This is a genomic window from Sulfitobacter sp. W027, from assembly GCF_025143985.1.
In the GTDB taxonomy this organism is placed as follows: Bacteria; Pseudomonadota; Alphaproteobacteria; order Rhodobacterales; family Rhodobacteraceae; genus Sulfitobacter.
The window spans coordinates 447,217-473,372 of sequence record NZ_CP083564.1 but is presented as its reverse complement, the minus strand read 5'-3'; the positions used below and the strand labels follow the sequence as shown (position 1 = coordinate 473,372).

The 26,156-nt window shown below is 62.5% G+C and carries 22 protein-coding genes; 6 read left to right on the top strand and 16 right to left on the bottom strand.

The features are described from left to right. Positions 1-40: 40 nt before the first annotated feature. Together K3759_RS02320 and K3759_RS02315 are read right to left on the bottom strand one after the other, a co-directional pair. Positions 41-2,011, bottom strand: a complete 1,971-nt coding sequence (locus K3759_RS02320) for an AMP-binding protein (RefSeq protein WP_259984150.1) — start codon at positions 2,009-2,011, stop codon at positions 41-43. A 159-nt stretch (positions 2,012-2,170) separates the two neighbouring features. Beyond that, positions 2,171-2,593 carry a cytochrome c gene (locus K3759_RS02315; RefSeq protein WP_259984148.1) on the bottom strand — a complete coding sequence of 141 codons (423 nt, stop codon included), beginning with the start codon at positions 2,591-2,593 and terminating at the stop codon, positions 2,171-2,173. A gap of 126 nt (positions 2,594-2,719) precedes the next feature. Between K3759_RS02315 and K3759_RS02310 the strand changes: the two genes are divergently transcribed. After that, entirely contained in the window at positions 2,720-4,630 is a 1,911-nt protein-coding gene (locus K3759_RS02310; RefSeq protein ID WP_259984146.1) for a PAS-domain containing protein, read from the top strand. Then, a complete protein-coding gene (locus K3759_RS02305; protein WP_259984145.1) occupies positions 4,627-5,343 on the top strand; it encodes a response regulator transcription factor in 717 nt (238 codons plus the stop codon). Before K3759_RS02310 ends, K3759_RS02305 begins: the two co-directional genes overlap by 4 nt. A gap of 6 nt (positions 5,344-5,349) precedes the next feature. On the opposite strand, the gene K3759_RS02300 is transcribed toward K3759_RS02305, so the two are convergent. Both K3759_RS02300 and fdhF read right to left on the bottom strand, forming a co-directional pair. Further along, positions 5,350-6,543, bottom strand: coding sequence for a Zn-dependent hydrolase (locus K3759_RS02300; protein WP_259984143.1), 1,194 nt, complete (start codon positions 6,541-6,543; stop codon positions 5,350-5,352). Between the two features lie 15 nt (positions 6,544-6,558). Continuing rightward, positions 6,559-9,324: a formate dehydrogenase subunit alpha gene (gene fdhF, locus K3759_RS02295; RefSeq protein ID WP_259984141.1), complete on the bottom strand. Its 2,766-nt coding sequence runs from the start codon at positions 9,322-9,324 to the stop codon at positions 6,559-6,561. A 162-nt stretch (positions 9,325-9,486) separates the two neighbouring features. Here fdhF and K3759_RS02290 point away from each other — a divergent pair, with 162 nt between their 5' ends. Genes K3759_RS02290 through K3759_RS02280 form a run of 3 tightly spaced genes read left to right on the top strand, consistent with a single transcriptional unit; the run spans position 9,487 to position 11,839 of the window. Further along, a complete protein-coding gene (locus K3759_RS02290; protein ID WP_259984139.1) occupies positions 9,487-10,137 on the top strand; it encodes a histidine phosphatase family protein in 651 nt (216 codons plus the stop codon). A 26-nt stretch (positions 10,138-10,163) separates the two neighbouring features. Beyond that, on the top strand, positions 10,164-10,787 hold the full coding sequence (locus tag K3759_RS02285) for a glutathione S-transferase family protein (protein ID WP_259984138.1): 624 nt from the start codon (positions 10,164-10,166) through the stop codon (positions 10,785-10,787). Beyond that, a complete protein-coding gene (locus tag K3759_RS02280; RefSeq protein WP_259984137.1) occupies positions 10,784-11,839 on the top strand; it encodes a saccharopine dehydrogenase in 1,056 nt (351 codons plus the stop codon). The genes K3759_RS02285 and K3759_RS02280 overlap by 4 nt, the downstream gene beginning before the upstream one ends. Before the next feature lie 2 nt (positions 11,840-11,841). Here the strand turns inward: K3759_RS02280 and K3759_RS02275 are convergent, their stop codons facing one another. From K3759_RS02275 to K3759_RS02220, 12 genes are all read right to left on the bottom strand, one after another. After that, positions 11,842-12,573 carry an SDR family oxidoreductase gene (locus K3759_RS02275; protein WP_259984135.1) on the bottom strand — a complete coding sequence of 244 codons (732 nt, stop codon included), beginning with the start codon at positions 12,571-12,573 and terminating at the stop codon, positions 11,842-11,844. After that, a complete protein-coding gene (locus K3759_RS02270) occupies positions 12,570-13,136 on the bottom strand; it encodes a DUF3833 family protein (RefSeq protein ID WP_243262183.1) in 567 nt (188 codons plus the stop codon). The genes K3759_RS02275 and K3759_RS02270 overlap by 4 nt, the downstream gene beginning before the upstream one ends. After that, on the bottom strand, positions 13,133-14,368 hold the full coding sequence (locus K3759_RS02265) for an MFS transporter (RefSeq protein ID WP_259984132.1): 1,236 nt from the start codon (positions 14,366-14,368) through the stop codon (positions 13,133-13,135). The genes K3759_RS02270 and K3759_RS02265 overlap by 4 nt, the downstream gene beginning before the upstream one ends. After that, positions 14,365-15,153, bottom strand: a complete 789-nt coding sequence (locus K3759_RS02260) for a DUF1365 domain-containing protein (protein ID WP_259984130.1) — start codon at positions 15,151-15,153, stop codon at positions 14,365-14,367. Before K3759_RS02260 ends, K3759_RS02265 begins: the two co-directional genes overlap by 4 nt. Then, the gene (locus tag K3759_RS02255) at positions 15,150-16,469 is read right to left on the bottom strand and encodes an NAD(P)/FAD-dependent oxidoreductase (protein WP_259984128.1); all 1,320 of its coding nucleotides are present in this window, start codon (positions 16,467-16,469) and stop codon (positions 15,150-15,152) included. The genes K3759_RS02260 and K3759_RS02255 overlap by 4 nt, the downstream gene beginning before the upstream one ends. A gap of 136 nt (positions 16,470-16,605) precedes the next feature. After that, positions 16,606-17,619: a pyridoxal-phosphate dependent enzyme gene (locus K3759_RS02250; RefSeq protein ID WP_259984126.1), complete on the bottom strand. Its 1,014-nt coding sequence runs from the start codon at positions 17,617-17,619 to the stop codon at positions 16,606-16,608. Beyond that, the gene (locus K3759_RS02245; protein ID WP_259984123.1) at positions 17,620-18,864 is read right to left on the bottom strand and encodes a DNA recombination protein RmuC; all 1,245 of its coding nucleotides are present in this window, start codon (positions 18,862-18,864) and stop codon (positions 17,620-17,622) included. Next, positions 18,861-20,732 carry a DNA mismatch repair endonuclease MutL gene (mutL, locus tag K3759_RS02240; RefSeq protein ID WP_259984122.1) on the bottom strand — a complete coding sequence of 624 codons (1,872 nt, stop codon included), beginning with the start codon at positions 20,730-20,732 and terminating at the stop codon, positions 18,861-18,863. Before mutL ends, K3759_RS02245 begins: the two co-directional genes overlap by 4 nt. Positions 20,733-21,015: 283 nt before the next feature. Next, complete coding sequence (locus K3759_RS02235; RefSeq protein WP_259984121.1) at positions 21,016-21,945, bottom strand: metal ABC transporter permease; 930 nt, start codon at positions 21,943-21,945, stop codon at positions 21,016-21,018. Continuing rightward, entirely contained in the window at positions 21,942-23,147 is a 1,206-nt protein-coding gene (locus K3759_RS02230) for a metal ABC transporter permease (protein WP_259984120.1), read from the bottom strand. Before K3759_RS02230 ends, K3759_RS02235 begins: the two co-directional genes overlap by 4 nt. Further along, the gene (locus K3759_RS02225; RefSeq protein WP_259984118.1) at positions 23,144-23,938 is read right to left on the bottom strand and encodes a metal ABC transporter ATP-binding protein; all 795 of its coding nucleotides are present in this window, start codon (positions 23,936-23,938) and stop codon (positions 23,144-23,146) included. The genes K3759_RS02230 and K3759_RS02225 overlap by 4 nt, the downstream gene beginning before the upstream one ends. Before the next feature lie 3 nt (positions 23,939-23,941). Next, the gene (locus K3759_RS02220) at positions 23,942-24,931 is read right to left on the bottom strand and encodes a metal ABC transporter solute-binding protein, Zn/Mn family (RefSeq protein ID WP_259984116.1); all 990 of its coding nucleotides are present in this window, start codon (positions 24,929-24,931) and stop codon (positions 23,942-23,944) included. Positions 24,932-25,106: 175 nt separating this feature from the next. Here K3759_RS02220 and deoC point away from each other — a divergent pair, with 175 nt between their 5' ends. Beyond that, positions 25,107-26,120 (top strand): deoxyribose-phosphate aldolase, encoded by a 1,014-nt coding sequence (gene deoC / locus K3759_RS02215; RefSeq protein WP_259984115.1) that lies wholly within the window; start codon positions 25,107-25,109, stop codon positions 26,118-26,120. The last annotated feature ends 36 nt before the right edge of the window (positions 26,121-26,156 follow it).

Genomic DNA, 26,156 nt, shown 5'->3' with positions numbered 1-26,156 from the left:
TCCATAGTTCCGGGCTGTCCGCCGCTCGCCTGCGCCACGCTCATTCCGCCGCCATCTGGTGGCTGGTCGGCTGCACGGCAGCTTCGCGAATTTCGAGTGTCGCCTTGATCGAGCCTTTGCGCCCATCCTCATAGGTCACTTCCGTCTCGGTGCTGACCTGTTTGGAGCCGTCATAGAGCGCTGCGATAATGTCGGCGTATTTCTCTTCGATGATCTTGCGGCGCACTTTGCGGGTGCGGGTCAATTCACCGTCGTCGGCGTCGAGTTCTTTGTGCAACACGACAAAGCGGTGCACCTGACAGCCCGAGAGCATCTCGTCTTCCGCGACCGAGCGGTTCACCTCTTCCACATGGCTTTGAATTGTGTCCATCACCTGCGGATGCCGCGCCAGTTCCTGGTAGGAGGCGTAGCCGATGTTGTTGCGCTCGGCCCAGTTGCCCACCGCCGTGAGGTCGATGTTGATAAAGGCGGTGCATTCGCTGCGCTTGTTGCCAAAGACCACGGTCTCCAGAATGTTCGGGAAGAACTTCAGCTTGTTCTCCACATATTTCGGCGCAAAGAGCCGCCCGTCGGCCATCTGGCCCACATCCTTGGCGCGGTCGATGATGCGCAGGTGGCCGCTTCCCTCCTCAATGAAGCCCGCGTCGCCGGTGGCGACCCAGCCTTCGGCATCTTTGGTGTCGGCGGTGCTTTCGGGGTTCTTGTAATATTCCACAAAAACGCCAGGCGAGCGGTAGAAGACCTCGCCATTGTCCGCGATCTTCAGCTCCACGCCCGGGCAGGTCACGCCCACGGTGTCGCTGCGCACCTCGCCATCGGGCTGCGCGGTGATGAACACCGTCGCCTCGGTCTGGCCGTAGAGCTGTTTTAGGTTGATGCCAAGCGAGCGGTAGAAATCGAAAATCTCCGGCCCGATCGCCTCACCGGCGGTATAGCCCACGCGGACGCGGCTGAAGCCAAGCGTGTTCTTCAGCGGGCCATAGATCATCAACTCGCCCAACGCATATTTCGCGCGGTCCATGAAGGACACCTTCTTGCCGTCCAGAATGGCGGGGCCGACCTTGCGGGCATGGGCCATGAAGGTGTCGAAGAGCCACTTCTTGAACCGGCTCGCGTCTTCCATGCGGATCATGACGGAAGTGAGCTGCGTCTCGAACACCCGCGGCGGGGCGAAGTAATAGGTCGGCCCGATTTCACGCAGATCGACATGCATTGTCTCGGCGCTTTCGGGGCAGTTGGTGCAGAACCCGGTCCAAAGCGCTTGACCCACGGAAAAGATGAAATCGCCGACCCATGCCATCGGCAGATAGGCGAGGATTTCATCATCGCGGCGCAGATTGTCGAACTCGGAGGAGGATTTCGCCGTCTCGATCACGTTGCGGTTGGACAGCACCACGCCCTTGGGCTTGCCGGTGGTGCCTGAGGTGTAAAGCATCACGCCGGTGGAATCATAATTCAGCTTGGCCTGACGCGCCTCAAGCTCAGCGATATGCTTCTCGCGGTTGGCGCGGCCCAATTCCTGCACAGCGCTGTATTGGTCGAGCTTGGAATGGTCGTATTTGCGCAAGCCACGCGGATCGAGGTAGATCATCCGCTCAAAGTCGGGCAACTGACTTTGCACTTCGATGATCTTGTCGACCTGCTCCTGATCGCCCACGACGGCAAAACGTGCGCCACAGTGGCCCATGACATAGGCCATCTCTTCGGCATTGGCGTCTTGGTACAGCGGCACCGGCACGGCCCCGGCCATCTGTGCGGCCATCATTGCCCAATAGAGAGTTGGCCGGTTGCGGCCAATAACGGCGACAAAATCGCCCTCGTTCAGACCCAACTCCAAGAACCCGAGTGCCAGCGCCTCAACCTCGTCACGGGTCTGCGACCAGGTCCAGCTTTGCCAGATCCCGTATTCCTTCTCCCGATAGGCGGGGGCGTTTGCGAATTCACTTGCGTTGCGGTGCAACAGCGCCGGCACGGACTGAGGTCCGTCGGCACGCGTCAGCGGCTTAGCCAAATTGTCTTCCTCCCATGCCCGCCCTCCCCGGCGGGTTCGATCGCTTGTGCGATTCTATGATCTCACAAGTGACGTTGTCTTAGGTGTGGGGGTCAACTTTTTCCTGATCTTTTCCGAATCCTAACGAATTGTTACAGCGCGATTTAGTCGCCTTCGCGGCTAGTCGATGCCGTTGGCGCGCTGCACCTCGCGCACATAGCTCACGATGGATTTGATCTCTGCCGGGGTGATCCCTTCGACCGGGGGCATATTGCCGAAAGACCAGTGATGCTGACGCACGCCATTGGTCGCTGCAACCATGAAGGCCCCGTCGCCATGATGGCTGGGCTCATAAATTTTATGGATCAGCGGTGGGCCTGCGCCTTCGCGCCCGGCGGCGTTGATCCCGTGACAGGCCGCGCATTTCGCTTCAAAGGCGCGCGCGCCGATCTGCGCCCCTTCGCTCAGGCTATCCGGTAGGGTCACTGTCACCATAGCCTCCCCGCTGGCAGTGGGCGCAGGGCTCTCTTGGCCACTCCACCAAAGATACCCGCCAATTGCGGCCACTCCAGCCAATGCCGCCACTCCGATTTTCTTGTTCATGCTCTGCCTTTCGCGTTTCATTTGTCGCGCTTCTCAGGGCCTCCAGCGCAAGAAGGTCAAGCGCGATTTGCGCGCGGCTCTTTGCCTTTCGCCCGTGCGATGCTAGCCCTATGCGAAAGGATGCCAATGCAGATCACCGAAGACCAAACCAAAGCGCTGACCCATGCCGGTCTGAACCTGATAGCTCAGGCGCTAACCATCTATGATAGTGATCTGCGCCTCGCGGTCTGCAATGCGCCGTTTCAATCGATGTTCGATCTGCCCGATGCGCTGGTCACCCCCGGCGCCCCCTTTGAGGATACGATCCGCCATCTCGCCGGGACCGGCGAATATGGGGAAGTCGGCGATGTCGATGCCTTTGTGGCCGAACGTGTGGAGCAGGCCCGCGCCTTCGTACCGCATTATATGGAGCGCACCCGCGCCAATGGGCGCACCATCAGCGTCGAAGGTTCCCCCCTGCCGCAAGGCGGCTGGGTCACGGTCTATACCGACATCACCAACACCAAGCGGCAAGAGGCGCTGTTGCGCGCGCGGTCCGATGCGTTGAGCGACCAACTGCTCTCCCATGCCGAACAACTTGCCGCCAGCAACCGCAAGCTCGAAGCGACGATCACGGCGCTGGAAGAAGCCAAACGGCAGGTCACCGAAAGCGAAGCCCGCACCCGTTTGACGACCGAGATGATGCCTGCGCATATCGCCCATGTGGACGAGAATGGCCGCTATATCTATTCCAACCGCCGCCTCAGCAGTGTGATGCCGGGACGGCCCAGCAATATCTACGGTCTGCACATCAGCGACGCGCTTGGGGCCTCTGCCTATGCGCGGATCAAACCCGCGCTGACCCAAGCCTACGCGGGCAGCCCGGCGGTGATCGAATTTACCCATGACGCCTCTGCCCGGCGGATACGCGGTGCCTTCACCCCCGATGGGCGCGGCGGGGTCTATATCCTGTCAATGGACATCACCGAGGAAACCCAGACCCGTGTCGCCCTGCAACAGACGCTGAAACGCGAGTTGGCCTCTCGGATGATCTCTGGGCTGGCGCATGATTTCTCAAACCTTTTGACCATCATTCTTGGGATGCAATCGAAACTTGCCCGCCTGCCCGACATGCCGCCGCAAGCGGGCGAATTGGTCGAAGGCACGCTTGCGGCCGCACGACGGGGCGGCACGTTGCTCAGCTCCATCGCCGATGTGACCGAACCCCGCGCCCTGCGCCCGGCGGCCACCGATATCGCCGACCTGCTGAACGAGCTTTCGACCCTCGCCGCCCCGACCCTGCCCCCGAAATGCGCGCTGGTGGTGCGCAATGACGCGCCGGAGGGGTCGGTGCTGCTCGACAAAGGCCGGGTGCAGGATGCGCTTTTGAACCTCATCCTTAACGCACGCGACGCCTGCGGCGCGCAGGGCACGATCACACTGACCCAACGGCTAGTGCATGACACTTGGATCGAATGGGTGATCCATGACACCGGACCGGGCTTCTCGCCTTCGGCACTGGAACGCGGGGTTGAACCGTTTTTCACCACCAAGGGCAGCGAAGGATCGGGGCTGGGTCTGTCGATGGTCTATGACATGACCAAATCCGCAGGCGGCGATCTGCGGCTGAGCAATGCACCCGAAGGCGGCGCACAGATCAGCCTGCGCTTGCCCTACCGCGCTGCTGTGCCTGCCACCACGGGGCTGGTTTTGCTGGTCGAAGACACCACCGACATTCGCGCTGTGGTGCGGGACATGCTGATGGATCAAGGCCATTCGGTGATCGAGGCCACCAGCGCCGATGAAGCCACGGCGCTGATTGCCGATCTGCCCGACATCACCCTTGTCCTCTCGGACATCCAACTCACCGGCGAAGGCACTGGCATCGACCTTGCCCGCCGTGTCGGCAGCAGCCTGCCGCTGTTGCTGATGACCTCCCTACCCGCTGATCACCCACTGTTTGTCGAGGCGCAGACCCTCGCGCCGGTGCTGCGCAAACCTTTTGACGCCGACGCGCTTTTGTCGCTGATCGCCCCATTGAAAGCCACCGCCCCATGAGCCGTGATACCGCCCCGCGCCCGCTGGTTACCATTCTGGATGACGAGCCTGAAATCCGCAGCATGCTGTCGGACACGCTTGAGGAAGCGGGCTTCGACACACTCAGCTTTGGTCGCGCGCGGGCTTTTGAAGCCGCACTGGCCACCCATACCCCCGATGTCTGCCTTGTCGATCTCAGCCTGCCTGACACCGACGGTCTGACGCTGGTGCACCGGTTAGCGCTGGAACAAGGCGCGATCGTGATCATCATCTCAGGCCGCGCACAGGTGCAGGACCGAGTGACGGGGCTGGAACTGGGCGCCGATGATTACATCATCAAACCCTTCGATCCTGCCGAAGTGGTCGCCCGCATCCGCGCCCGCCTACGCAGCGCCAAACCGACGCCACAGGCCGGCACCACCGCGCGGTTTAACGGCTGGACCGCGCATTTCGACCGCTATGTCTTGCAGGATGCACAGGGGACCGAGGTCACCTTCTCCCATGCCGAAGGCGAGGTGCTGCGCCTGTTCCTCGACGCTCCGAAACGCCTGATCAGCCGCGCGCAGATGCAAGAAACACTCGGCGGCGTAGCTTCCGAGAGTTTTGACCGGGCGATGGATGTGCGCATCTCGCGGCTGCGGACGAAGCTTGGCGAGGACCCTAAGAACCCGCAGCTGATCAAGACGATCTACGGTGCGGGCTATATTTTCCTTGGCGATGTGCACTGGGACTGACGGCGCTTAAAGCGCCGCGACGGCCCGCCCCAACACCTCAACCGCCGCGACCAGATCGTCTTCCGCCGTGTCCTCTTCAAAGGCATGGCTGATCCCATTGATCGAGGGCGCGAACAACATCGCCACGGGCATCAATCGCGCCACATTGGTTGCGTCATGCAAGGCACCCGAAGGCATCTTGCGCCATTTGCCGGGGGCCACCGCCTCTGCCGCCTCGGCCAGCGCATCTTGCAATCGCGCATCCATCGCCTCAGGCTCCAGCCCCAGCATCGGGCCATAGGTCAGGTCCATCCCGCGAGACTTGGCCACCTCCTCGGCGGTCTCGCGGATGATCGCTTCCATCCGCCCCAGACGGTCACTGTCGCCGTCCCGCCACTGCATCGAGAACACCGCCTTGCCCGGCACGATGGATGACGCATTGGGATGCAGGCTGACATGGCCAATGGTCCAGACCGTGGTCGGCGTCACCACATTGCGCAGCCGGTCGTTCAGCAGGCTGTTGAACTCAGACACCGCCTGAAAGGCATCGCGGCGCACCGCCATCGGCGTGGTGCCTGCGTGGTTCTGCTGGCCTTCAAAAGTCACCTTCATGTCGCGAATACCAACGATGTCGCTGACCACGCCAATCTGCTCTCCGCTATCATCCAAGGTCGGCCCCTGTTCGATGTGCAACTCGATATAGCCGGTGAACTGCGCCGGATCGACCGGACCAGTCACCATGCCCGCCATCGCCTCGCGCGCCTCGGCCAAGCTGACCCCGGCGTGATCGGTGAGACCGTCAGCCTCCGTCTGATCCAAGGCGCCGGACCAAACGGTCGAACCGGTGGTCACGCCAAAGCGCCCCTCTTCATCTTGGAACGACACGACCGATACCGCGGGGCCCCCGGTCTCACGCGTCGCGCGGGCGACTTCGAGCGCCGCGATCACGCCCAAGGCACCATCCAGCCAGCCCCCCTCGGGTTGGCTGTCGGAATGCGACCCCAACAGGATCGAGGGCCCCTCTGCCAGGCCAAAGAGGTTGCCCATCGCATCGACTTCGATCTTGAGCCCCGCCTCGCGCATCCGGCCCGCAAGCCACTCCCGCGCCTCTACATCGGCGGCGGAATAGGCCGGGCGCACCACGCCCTTACCCACCCCTGCCGCACCAATGGCACGCAGATCGTGCAAATCCTTCAGAAATCGCGCGGCATCAATCTTCATTTCTCGGTACTTTCCTTACTCGGCGGCGACGGCCTCTTTCGCCGCTTCCACCCTGACGGCAGAGAATTTAAACTCCGGGATCTTGCCGTAAGGGTCAACCGCTGGATTGGTCAGAATATTCGCCGCCGCTTCGACATAGGCGAAGGGGAGGAAAACCATATCGGGGGCCACGGCGCGGTCTTCCCGGGCCATGATCTCGATACTGCCGCGTTTGGTAGAGAGTCGCACATGTTCGCCCGGAGCCACCCCAAGACGGCGTAGGGTTGACGGATGAAGTGAGCAGTTCGCCTCCGGCTCCAATCCGTCCAGCACCTTGGAGCGGCGGGTCATTGAGCCCGTGTGCCAATGTTCCAACTGCCGCCCGGTCGTCAGTATCATCGGGTAGTCCGCATCCGGCACATCATCGGGCGCCACAATTGAGGCAGGGGTGAATTTGGCCCGGCCCTCAGGGCGCGGGAAGCCCTCGCCAAAGACAATTGCCTGCCCCGGATCATCTGCGCTCAGTGACGGGTAGGTCACTGCATTCTCGCGCGCCAGACGGTCCCATGTGATGTTGTCGAAGGACTTCATGTTCAGCTTCATCTCGGCAAAGACATCCGCCGGGCTTTCATAGCTCCAGTCCAGCCCCAGCCGCTTGGCCAGTTCCACTTCGATCCACCAATCCTCCCGCGCTTCGCCGGGTGGTGTCACCGCCGGGCGGCCCATTTGGACCTGACGGTTGGTGTTGGTCACCGTACCAGTCTTTTCAGCAAAGGCGCTGGCGGGGAGGATCACATCGGCGTAATTCGCCGTCTCAGTCAGGAAAATATCCTGCACCACAAGGTGATCCAGCTTTGCCAGCGCATCGCGCGCATGGTCGACATCGGGGTCCGACATCGCCGGGTTTTCCCCCAGCACATACATCGCCTTGATGTCCCCATCATGCACCGCATCCATGATCTCGGTCACGGTCAGCCCCTTCTCGGCGCTGAAATCGCCCGAACCCCAGACCTCGGTAAAGGCCGAGCGCACGCCGTCGTCCTCCACCGGCTGGTAATCGGGCAGGAACATCGGAATGAGGCCCGCATCCGACGCGCCCTGCACGTTGTTCTGCCCCCGAAGCGGATGCAGCCCAGCGCCGGGGCGTCCAATCTGGCCGGTCATCAGCGCAAGAGAGATCAGGCAACGCGAATTGTCGGTGCCATGGATGTGCTGGCTCACCCCCATGCCCCAGAAGATCATTGCCGCATTGGCCCCCGCGAAGGTCCGCGCCACATCGCGCAGCACTTCGGCTTCGATACCGCAGATCGGGGCCATTCTTTCGGGGCTGAAGTCCTTTAGGTGCGCCTTTTCGGCCTCCCAATTCTCGGTATAGGCCGCGATATATTGCGCGTCATACAGCCCTTCTTCGACGATCACATGCATGATCGCATTGAGCATCGACACATCGGTTCCAGGGCGGAATTGAAGCATATGGCTGGCGAAACGACGCAGCCCCACACCGCGGGGGTCCATCACGATCAGCTTGCCACCGCGTTTGGTGAATTGCTTGAAATAGGTCGCGGCGACGGGGTGGTTCTCAACCGGGTTCGCGCCGATGACGATGGCCACATCGGCGTTTTCGATCTCGTTGAAGGTCGCCGTGACAGCGCCCGATCCGACGTTCTCCATCAGCGCTGCCACGGATGAGGCGTGGCAGAGCCGCGTGCAGTGATCGACGTTGTTATGGCCAAAGCCCTGACGGATCATTTTCTGGAACAGATAGGCTTCTTCATTGGTGCATTTCGCACTGCCAAAGCCCGCCACCTCGCGCCCGCGCCCCTTGAGGCCCTGTGCTGCGAAATCCAGCGCCTCGTCCCATGTGGCCTCGCGGAACACCTCGCCCCAATTGCCCGGATCGACATTCAGCCCTTTGGCGGGCGCGTCCTCGCGGCGGATCAGCGGTTTGGTCAGGCGGTGATCGTGGTGGATATAGTCAAAGCCAAAGCGCCCCTTGACGCAGAGCCGCCCTTCGTTCGCCGGGCCGTTGATGCCTTCGACGTATTTGACTTTATTGTCCTTCACCTTGAGCGAAATCTGACAACCGACGCCGCAGAAGGGGCAGACGCTGGCGACCTCATTGTCGTAATCCGCCGAGTCGCCCACCTGCGCCGCGTCCACCACCGTGGCGGGCATCAACGCGCCCGTTGGGCAAGCCTGCACGCATTCGCCGCAGGCAACGCAGGTCGAGGCCCCCATCGGATCGTCGATGTCGAAGACCGGGTAGGCGTCATGGCCTCGCCCGGCCATGCCGATCACATCGTTGACCTGCACCTCCCGGCAGGCGCGGACGCAGAGGTTGCACTGGATGCAAGCGTCGAGGTTCACGCGCATCGCGACATGGGTGTCGTCGAGAAGCGGCACACGGTCGCGCTCCAACTTCGGGAAACGGCTTTCTTCCACGCCATTCAGCGCCGCCATTTCGCGCATATGGCTCGATTTGTCATGCGCCACCTCCTGCGCGGGTTGGTCGGCCAGCAGCAGCTCCATCACCATTTTGCGGGCATTCTCGGCGCGCGCATTGTTGGTGGTGACGACCATCCCCTCGGCAGGCTCGCGGATGCAGGAGGCCGCCAGCACCCGCTCTCCTTCGATCTCGACCATACAGGCGCGGCAGTTGCCGTCGGGGCGGTAGCCGGGGGCGGGCTTGTGACACAGATGCGGGATTTTAAGACCCCGACCATTGGCCACTTCCCAAATGGTCATGCCAGCCTCTGCCTCAACGGTTTGCCCATCAAGCGTGAATGTGATCCTCTCGGCCATGGCTGCCCCTCCCGCTAGCTATTGCCCAAACTATAAGCAAAACTCGGCCCTTGTCAGGGGCCAATCCCGACACCCCGTCACGGATAAACGCCGCGGCGGTGCATTGCATTGTATGGCCCGACAAGCTGCCCTATCACTTGGGCGAACAGTGAAAGCCCTTTGATGTCCCACATTACCCTGATCCGCCACGGCCAAGCCAATTCCACCGCCAAGGACGAGTTAAGCTATGACCGCCTCAGCCCGCTGGGTCATGAGCAGGCCGCGTGGCTGGGCGACCATTTGCGCCAGAGTGAAACCCACCACACGCGGCTTTATACCGGCACGTTGACCCGCCACATCGAGACGGCGGAGGGGATGAACACCGGGCTGGAACCCATTCGCGACGCACGGCTGAACGAGTTGGAGTATTTCACCCTCGCCAATCTGATGGAGCAGCAGCACAAGGTGCCCTTTCCCCGCGCGGGCGAGTTTGTGCATCACCTGCCGCAGGTCTTTGACTATTGGAAAGCGGGCAAGCTTGCCGACACGCCCGAAACCTATGAGAACTTTGAAACGCGGGTGCAATCGGCTCTGGCTGAAATTGCCGAAGGTGAAGGCCCGGCGCTGGTGGTGACTTCGGGCGGGCTGATTTCTTTAGCGATGGCGCAGGCCATGGGCGTGGGCATCCCGGCCATGGCGCGTTTGGCGCTGGCGATCATGCATACCTCGATGCACCGGCTCTTTCCCATCGGCGGGCATTGGTCGCCCGTGCTGTTCAACGCTGTGCCACATCTTGACCGGCCCGACCGCCGCCTTGCACAAACGCATATGTAACCCCCTCGCCCGCGAAAGGCTGACCCATGCTGAAACTTCACTACGCCCCCGGCACGATCTCGGTCGCCGTCGCCATCGCCCTCGAAGAAGCGGGGCTGGCCTATGAGCCGGTGAAGGTCGATTTCGCCGCCGCCGAACAGACCGCCGCGCCCTATCTGGCGCTGAACCCCAAGGGCCGGGTGCCGACCCTCGTGACCGAAGCGGGCAGCGCCCTGACCGAGACTGGCGCGCTGTTGGACTATGTCGCCGCCCGCGCGCCCGAGGCGGCGCTGGTCCCGGCTGACCCTGAACTCGCGGCCCATATGCGCGGGGTGATGTACTACCTCGCCTCGACCATGCATGTGGCCCATGCTCATAAGATGCGCGGCCACCGCTGGGCCGATCAGCAATCCAGTTTTGACGATATGAAAGCCAAGGTGCCGCAGACCATGGCCGATTGCGCGGCCTATATCGAAAACCACGCCTTCCGAGGTGACTTCGTTGCGGGCGATGCCCTGTCGCTGGCCGATCCCTATCTCTTTGTCGTCTCGGGATGGCTGGCCGGTGACGGGGTCGACCGCGCGGCTTACCCACGGCTCGATGCCTTCGCCGCCCGCATGGAAGACCGTGCCAGCCTCAAGGCCGTTCGCGCGAAAGGGATCTTGGCATGACCCATCTATGGCTCCGCGCCGAGCAGCGCGATAATGAGACACGCACCGGGCTGACACCTGAAGGGGCTGCCGCGCTGATCGCCCTAGGCATGAAGGTGAGCGTCGAAGACAGCGACAGCCGCGTGATCCCCACCGCCGCCTATGCGCAGGCGGGCTGCGAGATCGTTCCGGCGCATAGCTGGCCCGACGCCCCGCGCGATGCGGTGATCTTTGGCCTGAAGGAGCTGCCCGAAGACGGCACGCCCCTGCCGCATACCCACATCATGTTCGGCCATGCCTACAAGGGGCAATCCTCGGGCCGCAAACTACTGGAACAGTTCAAGGCGGGTGGCGGCACGTTGCTGGATTTAGAGTATTTGACCGATGACGCGGGCCGCCGCGTTGCCGCCTTTGGCTATTGGGCCGGGTTTGCCGGGGCTGCGATTTCCGTTAAATGCCGCATCGCGCAACTGCGTGGCAAGACCTGCGGCCCGGTGCAGCCCTACCCCGACGCCGAAGCTCTAAAAGCCGCGCTGGCCGAAGAACTCGCTCAGGTTGACGCAAGCGGCGACCGCGCGCTGGTCATCGGGGCCTTGGGCCGGGTGGGCCGTGGGGCCAGCGATCTTTGCGCGGCTCTGCGCATCCCAGTCACCTGCTGGGACATGGCAGAGACCACCCATGGCGGGCCGTTCCCGGAAATTCTCGACCACGCCTATTTCTTCAATTGCATCCTCGCGGGCCCGGACACTCCGGCCTTCGTCCACCCTGACGCCCCCAAGGCCGAGCGCGCCCTGCGCGTGATTGGTGACATTGCCTGCGACCCCGACAGCGCCTTCAACCCGGTGCAGGTCTATGACCGCGCGACCACTTGGGCGGTGCCAGCGCTGCGCGTGCATGACACTCCGCCGCTGGATGTCATGGCCATCGACAACCTGCCCTCAATGCTGCCGCGCGAAAGCTCGGAAGATTTTGCTAGCCAGTTGTTGCCAACGCTGCGGGCCCTGCCAGAAACGGACAATGCCGTCTGGCAACGCGCGCGAAAGCTGTTCGATCAGCATGTCGCCGAAGTCTGAACTCAGGAAAAGAACCGGTAGTACAGCCAATCCGGCAGGAACCGCCCCAAACGGAACAGCAGCGAGAACCCGTACGGGAAATCCAGTTTGAAACTGTCGCTGTTCATATGCTCATAGACCCGCCGCGCGGCGTCTTCCGGCGCCATCAAGAAGGGCATTTTAAAGTCGTTCTTGTCGGTCAACTGGGTCTTGATGAAACCGGGGTTGATGACCTGAACCTGCACGCCTGTCTTGCGCAGATCGGCGTGCATACATTCCGCCAAAGACATTGTTGCCGCCTTGGAGGCCGTATAGCCGATTGAGCCGGGCAGCCCCCGATAGGCGGTCAGGCTAGAGGTGATGACGATATGCCCCTCATCTCGGGCAACCATCTGCGGCACGACCTGTCCCAGCACGCGCAACAGGCCGGTAAAGTTCACATCCGCCATGGTTACGGCGTGACCCGCTTGCCAATCCTTCGCACCGAAGGGCCAATAGGCTCCGGCCAGATAGACCAGCCCATCAATCGGACCGATCTCCTGCGCAGCGGCGGCGACATCGGCCTCATCGGTCACATCCAAGACCCGCACCCGCGCCCGCCCCGGCAGGGCTGAGGCCAATTCGGTCAGCTTGTCCTCTGACCGGGCGGAAAGGATCACCTCCGCCCCGGTGCGGCTGAGTTGATGGGCCAGCGCCGCGCCAAGTCCGTCGCTTGCGCCCACCAGCCAAAAGGTCTTGCCTTGCCAGTCCTTCATCGTTCCTCCGCCGGTCGCAGCGTGGCGACCAATTCTGCTACTTTAATCCCGAATTTTCGAAACTGGCTGCGGTTCACGATGGTGCCGTCGGGGGTCAGATACATCCAATCGACCGTTTTCAGCACATGGCTGCCAAGCTCTTCGGGCAGACGGATACGGTAGCGTAGCAGCAGTGTCGGCCCTGACTGGATCCCCTGCCCCTCACCGATCACATCCGGCGCGGTGCTGGTGAAATTGCCGTTCTTGCCCAGCGTCACGGTCCATTCCCGCTCCTGACGCGAACCGTCATTGTAGCGGAAAGTCTCGGCCACCGTCGCCACGTTGCCCTCCCAGGACACGTCGAAATTCGCGGTAAAACTGCTGGTAACACGGCCCAGGGGGCCAAAGATCACGCCCTCGCAGATCATTTTGTCCCGCAGATGCAAGCGCAGGTCGAAGACAGGGAAGGAATCGACATAGTCGCTCGGCGATTGCCCGTGGAACTCTCCCAAACGGCGGCGCAGAAAGGTCAGCAATAGACCAAGCGCAAGCCCGACAGCGATAAAGATCAACGGCTCTGTCACAGTTTCTCCACGTCATTGGTACTGGCAAGCAGAGCGATCGCCAGCAATTTCAAAGCGCAAGGTACACCAGCATAGAACCAGATCAACAGGGAGATGGATGTGTCGGAACTGTCTCCCGCACCGGTCTGTAACCCTGCGCGTTCTAAAGCTGGAAGTAGGGCCGCCGCCGCGAAAGCCAAGGTCAATTTAGATACGAAGGACCAAAGACCGAAACCTTCGGCAGCGGAGGGGGCGATCTGCGCCATACGGGTGGCGAACATGGCGGGCAAAAGCGTCAAATCCGCGCCCAGAACTGCGCCAGAGGCCAGACAGACCAGCGCGAAAAGCATCACATCCCCCGGCCCCAGCAGCAGCGCGCCACCAAAGGCCACAATGCCTAAGGTCATCGCAAACAACAAAACCTGCCGCGCGCCAAAGCGTTCGGCCAGCATTCCCCAAATCGGGGCCGCCGCCGCAGCAGCAAGAAAGAAGAGCAGCAAAAGCGGCCCTTCCCACCCCCGCGCGTCGAGCGCCAACTCAACGTAGAACAGAAACAGGGTCGACGTAACGGCCACCGGCGCGGCATTAACCAGCGCGATCAGCAGCAACCGCCGCGCCTGCTGGTCCCGCAAAACGGTGCCAAATCCGCTGGCCATGGGCGGCCCCGCCGCGCGCCATTCGCCGCGCATCGCAGTGATTGCCCAGAGGGCCAAGATGGCAAAGCCCACTGCAAGACCGGCAAAGGGCCGTTCGAGGGCCAAGCCCAGCAGCAATGGGGCCACGGATGCCACACAAACGCCCAACAGCGCCCCGGTCTCACGCCAACGCGCCAGCGTCAGATGCCCCGCACCGGGGAGCATGTCAGCCTTTGCGACCCCCTGCGCGTAAAAGCAAATGGTCAGGAAACTGAAAGAGGAGAAAACCAGCGTCAGCATCAGCGCGAACCATAGCACCGGAGCCACAGGGGCCGGCACGGCAAAAAGCCCCAGCATCGCCAGCGCCATTACCGCGCCTGCCCCCGCCACCGCCGCCGCCCGCTGGGCACGAAGCCTTTGAGCCAACCAACCGAGTGCAGGGTCTTGCACGACATCGAGCAGCCGCAGCGCAAACAGGACAGAGCCGAGAGCAGCCAGCGATACGCCATATTCATCGACATAGAATTTCGGTGCATGGATGTAGATCGGCAGCCCCGCTGCTGCGAGCAGTGCCGCGAAGAGCGCATAGGCGGGCAGTCGCGCCGCAGGCCTCTTCATCTGCCACCCGCGCCATGGGCGCTGTCGCGCGAGACTTCGATCTCGGGCGCCTCAGGCCGACCGCGAAATCCGGCGCGCTTGAGCCAGAGTTTCAGCGCCTGCCAATGGATTAAGGCCAGCACCCGCCGCGCACCGAAGGGTCGGCGCAGCAGCGACCAGAGGATGCGGCCGTTCGTCAGCGGCGCACGCGGCCCGGTCAATGTCGCGATCAACCCATTCTCACCATCCGTGAAATCGATCCAGATGCCGATCCGCTCAGGGTTAATATCAAACCGAAACACATAACCGCCCGAGACATCCTGAAAGGGTGAGACATGCATGAGTTTAGCCGCCTCCAGCCGATCCTCAGGCAGAATAGGCCGCAGGTCAGGGTGATGGCAAAGATAAGAATGCCGGTCGCCGTAGGTATTGGTGACCTCAGCAATCACCGCAATCAGCGCGTTGTCCGCCCTGCGACAAAGCCAGAAGCTGACGGGATTAAAGACATGACCTAGCACACGCGGCTGCGCCAAAAGCTCTATCCGCGCCACGCCAGAGATGCCGTGTGCCGCCAACACATCGCGCGCCCAAGCAGCGCCGCGCCCCTGCCCCGGCGCGCCGCCATGGTCGCTGTCTTGCAGGCTGGTCAGCCCCGTACCATTGCGGGCGAACAGCGCGGGCGTGGCCAATACCTCGGTCTCCGCATCGCAAAGCACATAGTCTACCGAATAGCGAAAGCGGTTTTCGACCGCGCCCTTGCGGCCATGGAAGGTCTGACCGCTGATATGATCGACGCCTGCCGTCACTCCGCCGCCAAGGGCGCCGCCCGCGCGGTCTGCATCCGCTCAACCACATCCACCGCACTGGCCAGCCCGTCTTCGTGAAAGCCGTGCCGCATCCAAGCGCCGCAGAACCACGTATTCTGGCTGCCGTTAAACGCACGCACCTCCTCCTGCGCGGCCAAGGCGGCAAGATCATAGACCGGATGGCGCAGGGTGACTTGATCGTAAATCAGCTCTTCGCGGATCGTGCGTTTGGTGTTGAGGGTCACGAAATGCGGATCATCCTGCGGGATCGATTGGAGCGAGTTCATCCAATAGGTCAGGTCGATCCGGTCAGACTTCTGCTCCCGATCCTCAGTATAGACCCAAGATGCCCATGTGGAGGGGCGCTTGGGCATGATGCTGGTATCTGCATGCAACACAATGTCATTAGGCTGGTAGCGGATCGCCCCGAGCGCACGCTGCTCAGCCTCGGTCGGGTCAGAAAGCATTGCCAGCGTGTCATCGGAATGGGTGGCAAAGATCACTTCGTCAAACGCCTCCCACTCACCGCCCCAAACATGGACCTCAACACCCTGCGCGGTTCGCCGCACGGCCTGCACGGCGCTGTCGGTGCGCAACGCGACGCCCTTGGCGCGCAGGGCGCTCTCTAGCCGGTCGACATATTGCCGCGAGCCGCCCTTCACCGTGTACCACTGATGCTGGCCGGAATAGTTCAGCAGCGCGTGGTTCTCGAAAAAGTTGACCATGGCATGGGCCGGGAAGTCCATGATCTTTTCGGTCGGGGTGGACCAGATCGCACCGGAAAGCGGCGAGAGGTAGAAGTCGCGGAAATAGCGCCCGGTGCCAAGCCGGTCGAGAAACTCGGCAATGGTCATCGACGGATCGCGCGAGACAGCCAGAGCGTTTTTGTTGAAATGCACGATATCGCGCAGCATCCGCAGGAAAGGCGGGCTGAACATATTGCGTTTCTGAGCAAAGACCGCGTTAAAATTGGTCAGCGCATATTCCAGACGCCCGCCGTCAATCGACGCGCCAAAGCTCATGTTCGACGGCACAACCGGCACGTCCAACTCCGCAAAAAGCGCCGCAAGATGCGGATAGTTGGCATAATTAAACACGATAAACCCGGTATCTACCGGCTGATCGCCGTTTTTGCCCGCCATCACCGTACGGGCATGGCCACCTATTTGCGCGCCTGCCTCAAACAGGGTCACCCGGTCTGCGGGCGCCAGCATATGTGCCGCCCCCATACCGGAAATTCCCCCGCCAATCACCGCGACCCGTCGGTCGAGAGGATGCTGGGGGTGGATGGCGTCGTTCAGAGCTTCAAAAGGCATAGGGGTCCTGCTTTGGTCCGGGACTTTGGATATGGGGCAAACACGGATAAAGGGGAGTTAAAGTTGCAGCGCCCGGTACATTTTCTTGGGTGTTTTCACAGGGCCGAAAGGCCACGAGCAGTGTGGAAAGGGGCCGCTAAGACAGCAGGCTTTCAAGCGCTGCCTGCCCACGGGTGAGTTGCGCCAGATAGCTGTCAGTGTCGATATTCGCCCCGCAGACAATCACGCCGACACGCCGCCCTGCCAGTTGCGCGCGCAAGGGGCCAAGCGCCCCGGCCATCGCAGCCCCGGCGGCAGGCTCCACCGCCAGTTTCGCCGCCTGTTGCAGCACCACCATTCCGGCGCAGATCGCATCATCGCTGACCGTCACCACATCGTCGACATAGACCGCACAGAGCGCATGACCGAAGGGCAACGCCATCGGCGGGCCGAGGCTGTCGGCGATTGTGTTGACCTGCGGGATGGTGACAGGCGCGCCAGAGGCGAGACTTTGCGACATGCTGTCGGCGCCTTCAGGCTCCACACCGTAGACCCGGCAGGCGGGGTTGATCGCCTTGACCGCCGCAGCCACCCCGCTAATAAGCCCGCCGCCGCCGACCGAGACGACGACCGCATCAAGATCCGCCACCTGTGCCATCAGTTCCAGCCCCAGGCCGGCAGTTCCGAGCGAGGTGTGCAGCCCTTCAAATGGGTGAATAAAAAACCGCCCCTCATCACGCACGAGCCGCTCCGCCTCGGCGAAAGTCTCGGCTCCCGGGGGTTTCATGATGACCTCGGCCCCAGTGGCACGGGCGAGGGCAACGCGAAAAGGATTGGCGTTGTCCTGCATCACCACCTTGGCGCTGATGCCGAGCTTGGCCGCGGCCCAGCCTGCTGCGATGGCGTGGTTGCCCGCACTGGCTGCGGTGATCCCGCGCCCGCGGGTGTCATCGTCAAGCTGTCGCGCCACCGAAAGCGCGCCGCGGGCCTTGAAGGTGCCGGTATGCTGAAAACACTCCAGCTTAAGCGCGATCCGCGCGCCACCCAACACATCATCAACCATAGGAGAGGACAACGTCACCACCGGCGTTTGCAAGATATCGCTGCGTAACGCGGCGGCCCGCGTTTGCATCGCCTCCAGCGTCATACCGGTAATGTCCACGTCGTTCATTCAGCCGTTCCCTTTGGGTGTCCTTAAGGGAACAATAGCCTCGCTTTTCTCTTCTGCCAGTTCTTCGAAGTCGAAATTATGCAGACGGCCTGCGCGTTTGGCGGCTTTCTCGCTGCTGACTTTGATCTCTTCGACATCGCGCCGCGCTTGGCTGAAGTGCCGGTCGAGGTTGCCGACACGCATCGCTAGACGCTCAACGTCCTTGTTCAGATTGCCCAACTCACGGCGGATCGCCCCCGCTTGTTCACGCATCCGCGCATCTTTCAGGATCGCGCGCATGGTGTTGAGCGTGGCCATGCAGGTGGTCGGGCTGACGATCCAAACACGCTTTTCAAACCCTTCGCGCACCAGTTCGGGGAAGTTGGCGTGCAACTCGGCATAAACCGCCTCAGAGGGCAGGAACATCAACGCGCCTTCAGCGGTCTCGCCCTCCAGAATATACTTGTCGGCAATCGCATTCAGATGCACCCGCACGGCAGTTTTCATCTGCTGTGCCGCGGCGCGGGTCTCAATCTCGGTCTTGGCCCGGCGCAGCGCCTCATAGGCTTCCAGCGGGAATTTACTGTCGATTACGATCGGCCCCGGCGGGTTGGGCAGGTGGATCAGACAATCGGGCCGCTTGCCGTTGCTGAGGGTCGCTTGCAGCGAATAGCTGTCACTCGGCAGCGCTTTGGACACGATGTCACGCAACTGAATTTCGCCGAATGAGCCGCGTGTTTGCTTGTTGCTCAGGATGTCCTGCAGCGACAGCACATCGCCCGAAAGTTTGGTAATGTTGTCCTGCGCCTTGTCGATGGAGGCGAGCCGCTCTTGCAACTGCGTCAGGCTGGTGGTGGTGCGCTTTGACGAGCCGTGCAGCGTTTCGGTCATGCGCTGCTGCATCTCGGCCAAGGATCGGGCCGAGCGGGCGGCGTTGTCGGCCAAGCGGTCCTGCATCTGCTGCTGCACATGGGCCAGCCGCGCCTCCATGCTCTGCATCATCTGCGCTTGGGTGTTGGTTTGGGTGTCCGAGACCATCTGCAACCCGCCGCGCAACTGCTCCTGCCCCTGCCCCAACTGCTGCACATGCCCTCCAAGAATGCGCATCTGCTGTGCCAAGGGTGCCGCCACACGGGCCGAGCGGCCAGCGGCGCGGACCGCCATGATCAGCAGGATAACGATGAGCAACAGCAGCCCGGCGCCGGCAAGGGCGGCCAGCGTCACAGGGTCAGACAGGTTCAACGTCGTGCCGCCAAGCTCCATCAAGTGCGCCCGAAAAGCCGTTCGATGTCGGCGAGTTTGAGTTCGACATAGGTTGGCCGCCCGTGGTTGCACTGGCCCGAATGCGGCGTCGCCTCCATCTCACGCAAGAGCGCGTTCATTTCTTCGGCGCGCATCAAGCGGCCCGAACGGATCGAGCCGTGACAGGCCACGCGGCTCAGGATCGCTTCGATTTTGGCCTGCACGATGTTGCTGCTGTCGCCGTCGTCCAACTCGTCCAACACATCAAGGATCAACGCGCGGGCGTTGACGGTGCCGAGGATCGCAGGCGTCTCGCGCACGGCGATGGCGCTGCCGCCAAAGCCTTCGATGCCAAGGCCTAGCTTCGCGAGTTCGGCGGCAAGCTCCAGCAGACGGGCACAGTCATTTGCAGACAGTTCAACGATTTCAGGGATCAGCAACGCTTGCGCGGCGACGCCGTTGTCATTCATCTGGCGTTTCAGTTTTTCATAGACCAACCGCTCATGCGCCGCGTGTTGGTCAACGATGACCATGCCGTTGGCGGTTTGGGCGATGATGTAATTCTCATGCACCTGCCCGCGGGCCGTGCCGAGCGGGTAGTCCGGTGCTAGCGTCTCGGACGCCTGTGCATCAGCCGGTGCTTCGGGCATCGGCGTGCCCTCCACCCGCCCCCAAACGCCAGCGGTCTCGGCAAAGCCCGGCGCTTGCGCCTGATATGCGGCCTCACGTGCGGCGGGGCTGGGGCGCTCCATGCCAGCGCGGTCCATCTGATAGACCCGTGCACCCTGTGGCTCTGGCCGCATCGCGCCCAAGGTTGCCTGCGCCACGGTTGTCGAAGCACGGTGTCCGGCTTCGGCCAGCGCATGACGCAAGGCCGAGACGATCAGCCCGCGTGCCAGCCCGGGATCGCGGAAGCGGACCTCGGATTTGGCCGGGTGTACGTTCACATCCACCAAGGTCGGCGGGCATTCGACAAAGAGCGCCGCCGCCGGGTGGCGGTCCCGGCTGAGGAAGTCGAAATAAGCGCCCCGCAGCGCCCCGGTCAGCAGTTTGTCCCGCACCGGGCGGCCATTCACGAAGAGATACTGTGCCACCGCAGAGCCGCGCGAGTAGGTCGGCAGGGCAGCGAAACCGGTCAGATGCAGCCCTTCGCGCATCGCGTCGATGGCCAGGGAATTTTCGGCAAACTCGCGGCCCAGCACCTGTGCCAGACGGCCATGAAGCGCCTCAAACAGATCGCCTTGCTCGGCCTCGGCCCGGAAAACGTCGCGGCCTTTGCCATCGCCCGAGACATCACGCAGCACAAAGCGCACGAAGGGTTCGGCCATGGCGAGCCGTTTGATGACATCGCCGATGGCCTGCGCCTCTGCCCGGTCGGTGCGCAAGAACTTCAGCCGCGCGGGCGTTGCAAAGAACAGGTCGCGGAGGGTAACGATGGTGCCGCTGTTGAGCGCAGCAGGGCGCACGTCGCCCATGCGTCCGCCGTCGACGGTGATCTCGGCCCCGCCAAACCCCGGCGCTCGGCTGGTGATCGTGAGCCGTCCCACCGCGCCGAGGGACGGCAATGCCTCCCCCCGAAAGCCAAAGGTGTGGATGTCGAGCAGGTCGGAGCCATCGATTTTGGAGGTCGCGTGCCGGGACAAGGCCAGCGTCAGATCCTCGGGCGCCATGCCGCACCCATCGTCAGTCACACGGATCATTGTCTTGCCGCCGTCGGCATATTCAACGGTGATCCGCCGCGCGCCCGCATCGATGGCGTTCTCGACCAGTTCCTTCACCGCAGAAGCCGGACGTTCGACCACCTCGCCCGCCGCGATGCGGTTGATCGCGGAATCGTCCAACTGGCGGATGACGGGGCGGTTTTCGCTTATATTGGGGGTCGGGCTTGGCATACCGCAAGACCTAGCATGGCCAATTCCGATTCTGCCAGATCGGAATGCGTCTATCAGAGCGGGAGAGAAGAGTCAGCGGACCGCCGCCAAGACTGGGGCGATCCGCTTCTGGGTCGGCTTCTCGGCGCGCTGGTGCTTTTGTTATTCCGGTCTTATCAGAGCGGCGGGCGACCCGGGTACAAGTGGTCTCCGGGGGAGCTTGCCACCTGTATAGACGCAGGACGAATCACAGGTCAAAGTAAAAACGAATCGGTTCGTAAGAAAACGAATCGTTGCGATTCGGTTAAGCGGCGGGGGCGGCGGCACCTCTGTGCCGATGCGGCCCCATCAGCGCCGCCAGCCCAAGGATCACGCCAGAGACCGTAGCAATCATTCCCGCCGCCGACACCGAATCCCGCATGCCGATCCAAAGCGGCCCGTACCCCGCCAGCACATAACCCATTATGGCGGCCAAAGTTGCAAACAGCACCGACCATGCAATCTGATGCTCTAACCGATTGGTCATCATCCGGGCGGCAGCGGGCGGGCAGATGAACATGGCGATGACGATGATACTGCCCACCGCGTCAAAAGCGGCGACAGCGGCAATCGCGGCGACGATCACCAGCCCAAGGCCGAGTGGCCCTGTCTTCATGCCGATGGTGCGCGCGAACCCTTCGTCAAAGGTGCTGATCTTCAGCGGTCGCCAGAAAATCACCGTGAAAAGCGCGACAAACAGAAGCGTGACAGCCATGCGCGGCAATTCGACCGGGAGGGTCGCCAGCACCTCGGGGTCCAACAAAGACCCCCAGCCGGTCGCATCCAGCCAAATCAAGCTTTCGAGGTTGCCGTAGAGCGCATGTTCCACGTCAAGATGCACATTGCTGGTGTCCGATTGCTCAAGCAGCAGCACGCCGCCCGCGAACATGGCGGTAAAGACCACGCCCATCGCCGCCCCGGATTCGATTTTGCCCAGTCGTCGCACACCCTCAATGGCCAGCACAGAAATCAGCGCCGCGCCTGCAGCGCCCAGCAGCATCGGCCAAGTGCTGACCACCCCGGTCAGCAGGAACGCCACCACGATCCCCGGCAGCACCACATGGCTGATCGCATCGCCGATCAGCGCTTGGCGGCGCAGGACAAGGAAGTTCCCTGGCAGGGCGCAGGCCACGGCGACGAAGATGCCCGTCAGCATAGGCACCAGCGACAGGGGGACGAATTCAGAACCGTTCATGCCATTACCCCGCCACGCATGTCGATGCGGCTGTCAATTTCGCGGATTTGGTCGGCGGTCAGCACAGTCTCTATCGGGGTCAGACCGTCATATTGCTGGGCGGCGGCCTCATAGGCCGGATCGCGGCGGATGAGCTGCCAGCGGGTCTCATCCCGCAGCGCCTTGGCCGCGCGGCCCCTGCCCGCTTTGGTGGCCACTCCGTCGGGGAGCACATAGCCCTCGGCGCGTAGCAGGCGTAGGGTGAGTTGTTCGTAGATCGGTTGCCCATGGGCCAACGCCAGCAGCCCCTGCCGCAGATGCACCCGGCGTTGGTATCGGCGGTGGCGCAGCAGAGCCGACAGCGCCCCGCGCCCCGGCGCCAGCAACAGCGATAGAGCAAACAGCGCAAAGCCCACCAGCACAATAATCGGCCCCGTTGGCAGGTTCGGCTGCGCCGCCGACAACGCCGCACCGACATAGGCTGCGATACCGCCAAGTGCGCCTGAGATCAGCACCACGTGATCGGTGCGCTCGCTCCAGAACCGGGCTGTGACGGGCGGGATGATCAGCAGCGCGACGATCAGGATCAGCCCGACGATCTTGAGCCCCACCACAGTCACGGCCAATACCAGCCCCATCATCGCCAGATCGGTGCGCGGCACGTTCTGGCCAATGGCGGTGCCATATTCGGGATCGAACGACGCCAATGTAAGTGGGCGGCGCAACAGCAGCACAAGCGCCAGCGTCAGCGCCGCTGCCACCGCGATAATCAGCGCATCGTTGCGAAGCATCCCGGCGGTGGACCCCAGAAGGAAATCCTCCAGCCCCGCTTGCCGTCCGGCGCTCATGGTCTGGATCACCGTCAGCAAGACGATGCCGAGCCCAAAGAAAACCGAGAGGACCGAGCCAATCGCCGCGTCTTCGGCCAGCCGCGTGCGGTTGCTGAGCCATGAGACCAAAAGCAACCCCGCCGCCGCAGACAACGCCGCGCCCAGCAGCAGGCCGATCAGGTTGCGGCCGTCACCGCCGAACGCGACCATCGCCATGAAAGCCAGCGCCACACCGGGCAGCGTCGCATGGGAGATCGCGTCGCTGACAAGCGCCCGTTTGCGCAGGAATAGGAAGGTGCCGCCAACACCCGCAGCCATGCCCAAAAGCGTGGCCCCGAGTGTCACCAGCGTGGCATTATAGCCCAGTTGCAGCGTCAGCGCGTCCCAGATCATGACAGTTGCAACGCATCCATCTGCGCGCCTGCCAAGCGACCACCATAGGCGTCTTGCAGGTGGTTGGCTTGGAATACCTCCGCGACACTGCCTTCGGCGACGCGGTGGGTATTGATCAGAAAAACATTGTCGAAATACTCGGCCACGGTCGACAGGTCATGGTGCACGGCCACAACGGTCTTACCTGCATCCCGCAGAGATTTCAGCACGGCGATGATCGCTTTCTCGGTTGCGGCATCGACCCCGGCAAAGGGTTCGTCCAGCAGGTAGAGATCCGCCTCTTGGGCCAAGGCGCGGGCGAGAAAGACCCGCTGCTGCTGGCCACCGGAAAGCTGGCCGATCTGGCGGGTGGCGAAATCTTCCATCCCGACGCGCGCCAGACAATCTGTGGCGCGGGCGCGGTGCACGGGGCGGATGCGGCCCAGCAGCCCCAGCTGCGGGTAAAGGCCCATCAGCACCACGTCGACCACGCGGGTCGGAAAATCCCAATCCACGCTGGCACGCTGCGGCACATAGGCGATGCGGTGACGCTGCTCAGCCACCGGCTTGCCAAAGACAGTGGCGGTGCCAGCCAGCGGGGTAAGAATGCCCAAAGCGGCCTTAAGCAAGGTCGATTTGCCGGCGCCATTCGGGCCGATGATTGCGGTCATCTTTCCCGGCTCGACGGTCATATCGACTGAAAAAACCGCAGGCTTTTGTCCGTATGAGACGGTCATGCCGCGCACAGCGAGCGGGCTGTCGGCACGCGATGTCAGCGCGGCCTCACGGTTGCTGGCGAGTTCAAGTGTCATGGATCAGCTCCCCTGTACCAGCTTGCCGTTCATCCCGCCCGCATCCACCGGCGCGCCAAGCGCGCGGGCGATGGTGGTGACATTGTGATCGATCATACCGATATAAGTACCCTCATAGCTGCCGGGTTCCCCCATGGCGTCACTATAGAGCGACCCGCCGATCACGACCTCATGCCCCCGCGCCGCAGCGCCTTCGACCAGCGCGCGCATGTTGCGGTCGGAAACGGAGGTTTCGACAAAGACTGCGCCAATCTCACGCTCGACCAATTCATCAACCAGTGAAGAGATACGGTTCAACCCAGCCTCGCTGTTGGTTGAGATGCCCTGAATGCCGATCACCTCGAACCCAAAGGTGCGTCCAAAATAGCTGAATGCGTCGTGGGCTGTGACCAGCACGCGCTGGCTCTCTGGCACCTGTGCCACAGTCTCGGCGGCATAGGTGGCCAATTTTTCCAGCTCGGCGCGGTAGGTGGCTGCGTTCTGGGCGAAAGTCTTGGCCCCTGCGGGATGCGCCTCGGTCAGGGCGCGGGTGACTTCATCGACCACGGCGATCCAAGTTTTCGGGTCCATCCAAACGTGGGGGTCATAACGCCCCTCGTAGTCCGGGTGGCTGAGCAGATCGTCCTTGGGCAGCGCATCGGCCACGGCAACCACGGCCCGCTTGCGGCCCAGATCTTCGAAAAACCGCTCCATCTGCGCCTCAAGGTAAAGACCATGCCAAAGCACCAGATCGGCCCGTGTCAGCGCCACGATGTCACTGCGCGTCTGGCGGTAACTGTGCGGATCGACCCCTGAGCCCATGAGCGAGCGGACCTCGACCAGTTCGCCCCCCACGCGGCGAGCGGCGTCGGCGATCATCCCTGTTGTCGCGACAACGTTAAGTTTTTGCGCTGCGAAGGCGGCTGGCGCAGCCCCGAGAAGTGCCAAGACACTGATGCCACCGATTAAAGCGGTGCGGCGGGAAGGGCGAAGCAGGTCAGATGTATGTTTCATGAGACATTAATGAGAACGATTCTCAATTAAGTCAACAGTTGAGAATGGTTCTCATTAACAATCGCGGCATCTTGCCTGTATTTCAGGCAGTCGCCCCGTGACGCGGGGTTAGCGTCGCTTGCCTTGCCCCCGGCCCCATGCCATTTTGCCCGCCTGACCAAACCGGAGAGACCCGATGGCCACTCAAACGACCCCGCGCGAAAGCACGACTGAAACCGGCGCCACCGGCCATCTGCCGCAGGTGACCGAACGACGTGTCGAGCCTATGCCGCTTGATATGGACTGGCTGCGCTCGGTGCAGGCGAACACCTCGGCGATCGAACGCCGTGCCGCCGCCCTGCCCGCGCGGCGTTCGCTGAAAAAGGCGCATCAGGCCGCGTGGCTGCTCCGCGCCGTGACCTGTATCGACCTGACGACCCTCTCGGGCGATGACACTGCGCGCCGGGTTGAGCGGCTCTGCGCCAAGGCGCGCCAACCGATTGCGCCCGATCTGCTTGATGCGCTTGGTATGGCCCCGATCACCACCGGTGCGGTTTGTGTGTACCACGAGATGATCCCCGCCGCGCGGCGCGCGCTGGAAGGCACGAATATCCCCATCGCCGCCGTCTCCACCGGGTTCCCGGCGGGTCTGTCGCCTTTGGAACTGCGTATCCGCGAGATTGAGATGAGTGTGGAAGAAGGGGCCAGCGAGATCGACATCGTGATCTCGCGCCGTCATGTGCTTTCGGGCAACTGGCAGGCGCTTTACGACGAAATGCGCGCCTTCCGCGAGGCCTGTGGCGAGGCGCATGTGAAGGCGATCCTTGCGACGGGCGAATTGGGCTCACTGCGCAATGTGGCGCGTGCGTCGCTGGTCTGCATGATGGCCGGGGCCGATTTCATCAAGACCTCAACCGGCAAGGAAAGCGTCAATGCCACCCTGCCTGTCAGCCTCGTGATGATCCGCGCGATCCGTGAGTATTATGAACGCACCGGGGTGCGTGTGGGCTACAAGCCCGCGGGGGGCATCTCGAAAGCTAAGGATGCAATCACCTATTTGGCGCTGATGAAGGAAGAGCTGGGCGACCTTTGGTTGCAGCCCGACCTGTTCCGCTTTGGGGCGTCTTCGCTCTTGGGCGACATCGAGCGGCAGTTGGAGCATCATGTGACCGGCAATTATTCGGCGGCTTACCGCCACGCGACCTCCTGAGCCTGTTGCAGGCTGCAGGACGGTATTTGGAAAAGG

Coding starts and splice junctions, on each gene's coding strand:
- K3759_RS02315 (WP_259984148.1), bottom strand. CDS start 2,593: ATGAACAAGAAAATCGGAGTGGCGGCATTGGCTGGAGTGGCCGCAATT.
- K3759_RS02310 (WP_259984146.1), top strand. CDS start 2,720: ATGCAGATCACCGAAGACCAAACCAAAGCGCTGACCCATGCCGGTCTG.
- K3759_RS02305 (WP_259984145.1), top strand. CDS start 4,627: ATGAGCCGTGATACCGCCCCGCGCCCGCTGGTTACCATTCTGGATGAC.
- K3759_RS02300 (WP_259984143.1), bottom strand. CDS start 6,543: ATGAAGATTGATGCCGCGCGATTTCTGAAGGATTTGCACGATCTGCGT.
- fdhF (WP_259984141.1), bottom strand. CDS start 9,324: ATGGCCGAGAGGATCACATTCACGCTTGATGGGCAAACCGTTGAGGCA.
- K3759_RS02290 (WP_259984139.1), top strand. CDS start 9,487: ATGTCCCACATTACCCTGATCCGCCACGGCCAAGCCAATTCCACCGCC.
- K3759_RS02285 (WP_259984138.1), top strand. CDS start 10,164: ATGCTGAAACTTCACTACGCCCCCGGCACGATCTCGGTCGCCGTCGCC.
- K3759_RS02280 (WP_259984137.1), top strand. CDS start 10,784: ATGACCCATCTATGGCTCCGCGCCGAGCAGCGCGATAATGAGACACGC.
- K3759_RS02275 (WP_259984135.1), bottom strand. CDS start 12,573: ATGAAGGACTGGCAAGGCAAGACCTTTTGGCTGGTGGGCGCAAGCGAC.
- K3759_RS02265 (WP_259984132.1), bottom strand. CDS start 14,368: ATGAAGAGGCCTGCGGCGCGACTGCCCGCCTATGCGCTCTTCGCGGCA.
- K3759_RS02255 (WP_259984128.1), bottom strand. CDS start 16,469: ATGCCTTTTGAAGCTCTGAACGACGCCATCCACCCCCAGCATCCTCTC.
- K3759_RS02250 (WP_259984126.1), bottom strand. CDS start 17,619: ATGAACGACGTGGACATTACCGGTATGACGCTGGAGGCGATGCAAACG.
- mutL (WP_259984122.1), bottom strand. CDS start 20,732: ATGCCAAGCCCGACCCCCAATATAAGCGAAAACCGCCCCGTCATCCGC.
- K3759_RS02235 (WP_259984121.1), bottom strand. CDS start 21,945: ATGAACGGTTCTGAATTCGTCCCCCTGTCGCTGGTGCCTATGCTGACG.
- K3759_RS02230 (WP_259984120.1), bottom strand. CDS start 23,147: ATGATCTGGGACGCGCTGACGCTGCAACTGGGCTATAATGCCACGCTG.
- K3759_RS02225 (WP_259984118.1), bottom strand. CDS start 23,938: ATGACACTTGAACTCGCCAGCAACCGTGAGGCCGCGCTGACATCGCGT.
- K3759_RS02220 (WP_259984116.1), bottom strand. CDS start 24,931: ATGAAACATACATCTGACCTGCTTCGCCCTTCCCGCCGCACCGCTTTA.
- deoC (WP_259984115.1), top strand. CDS start 25,107: ATGGCCACTCAAACGACCCCGCGCGAAAGCACGACTGAAACCGGCGCC.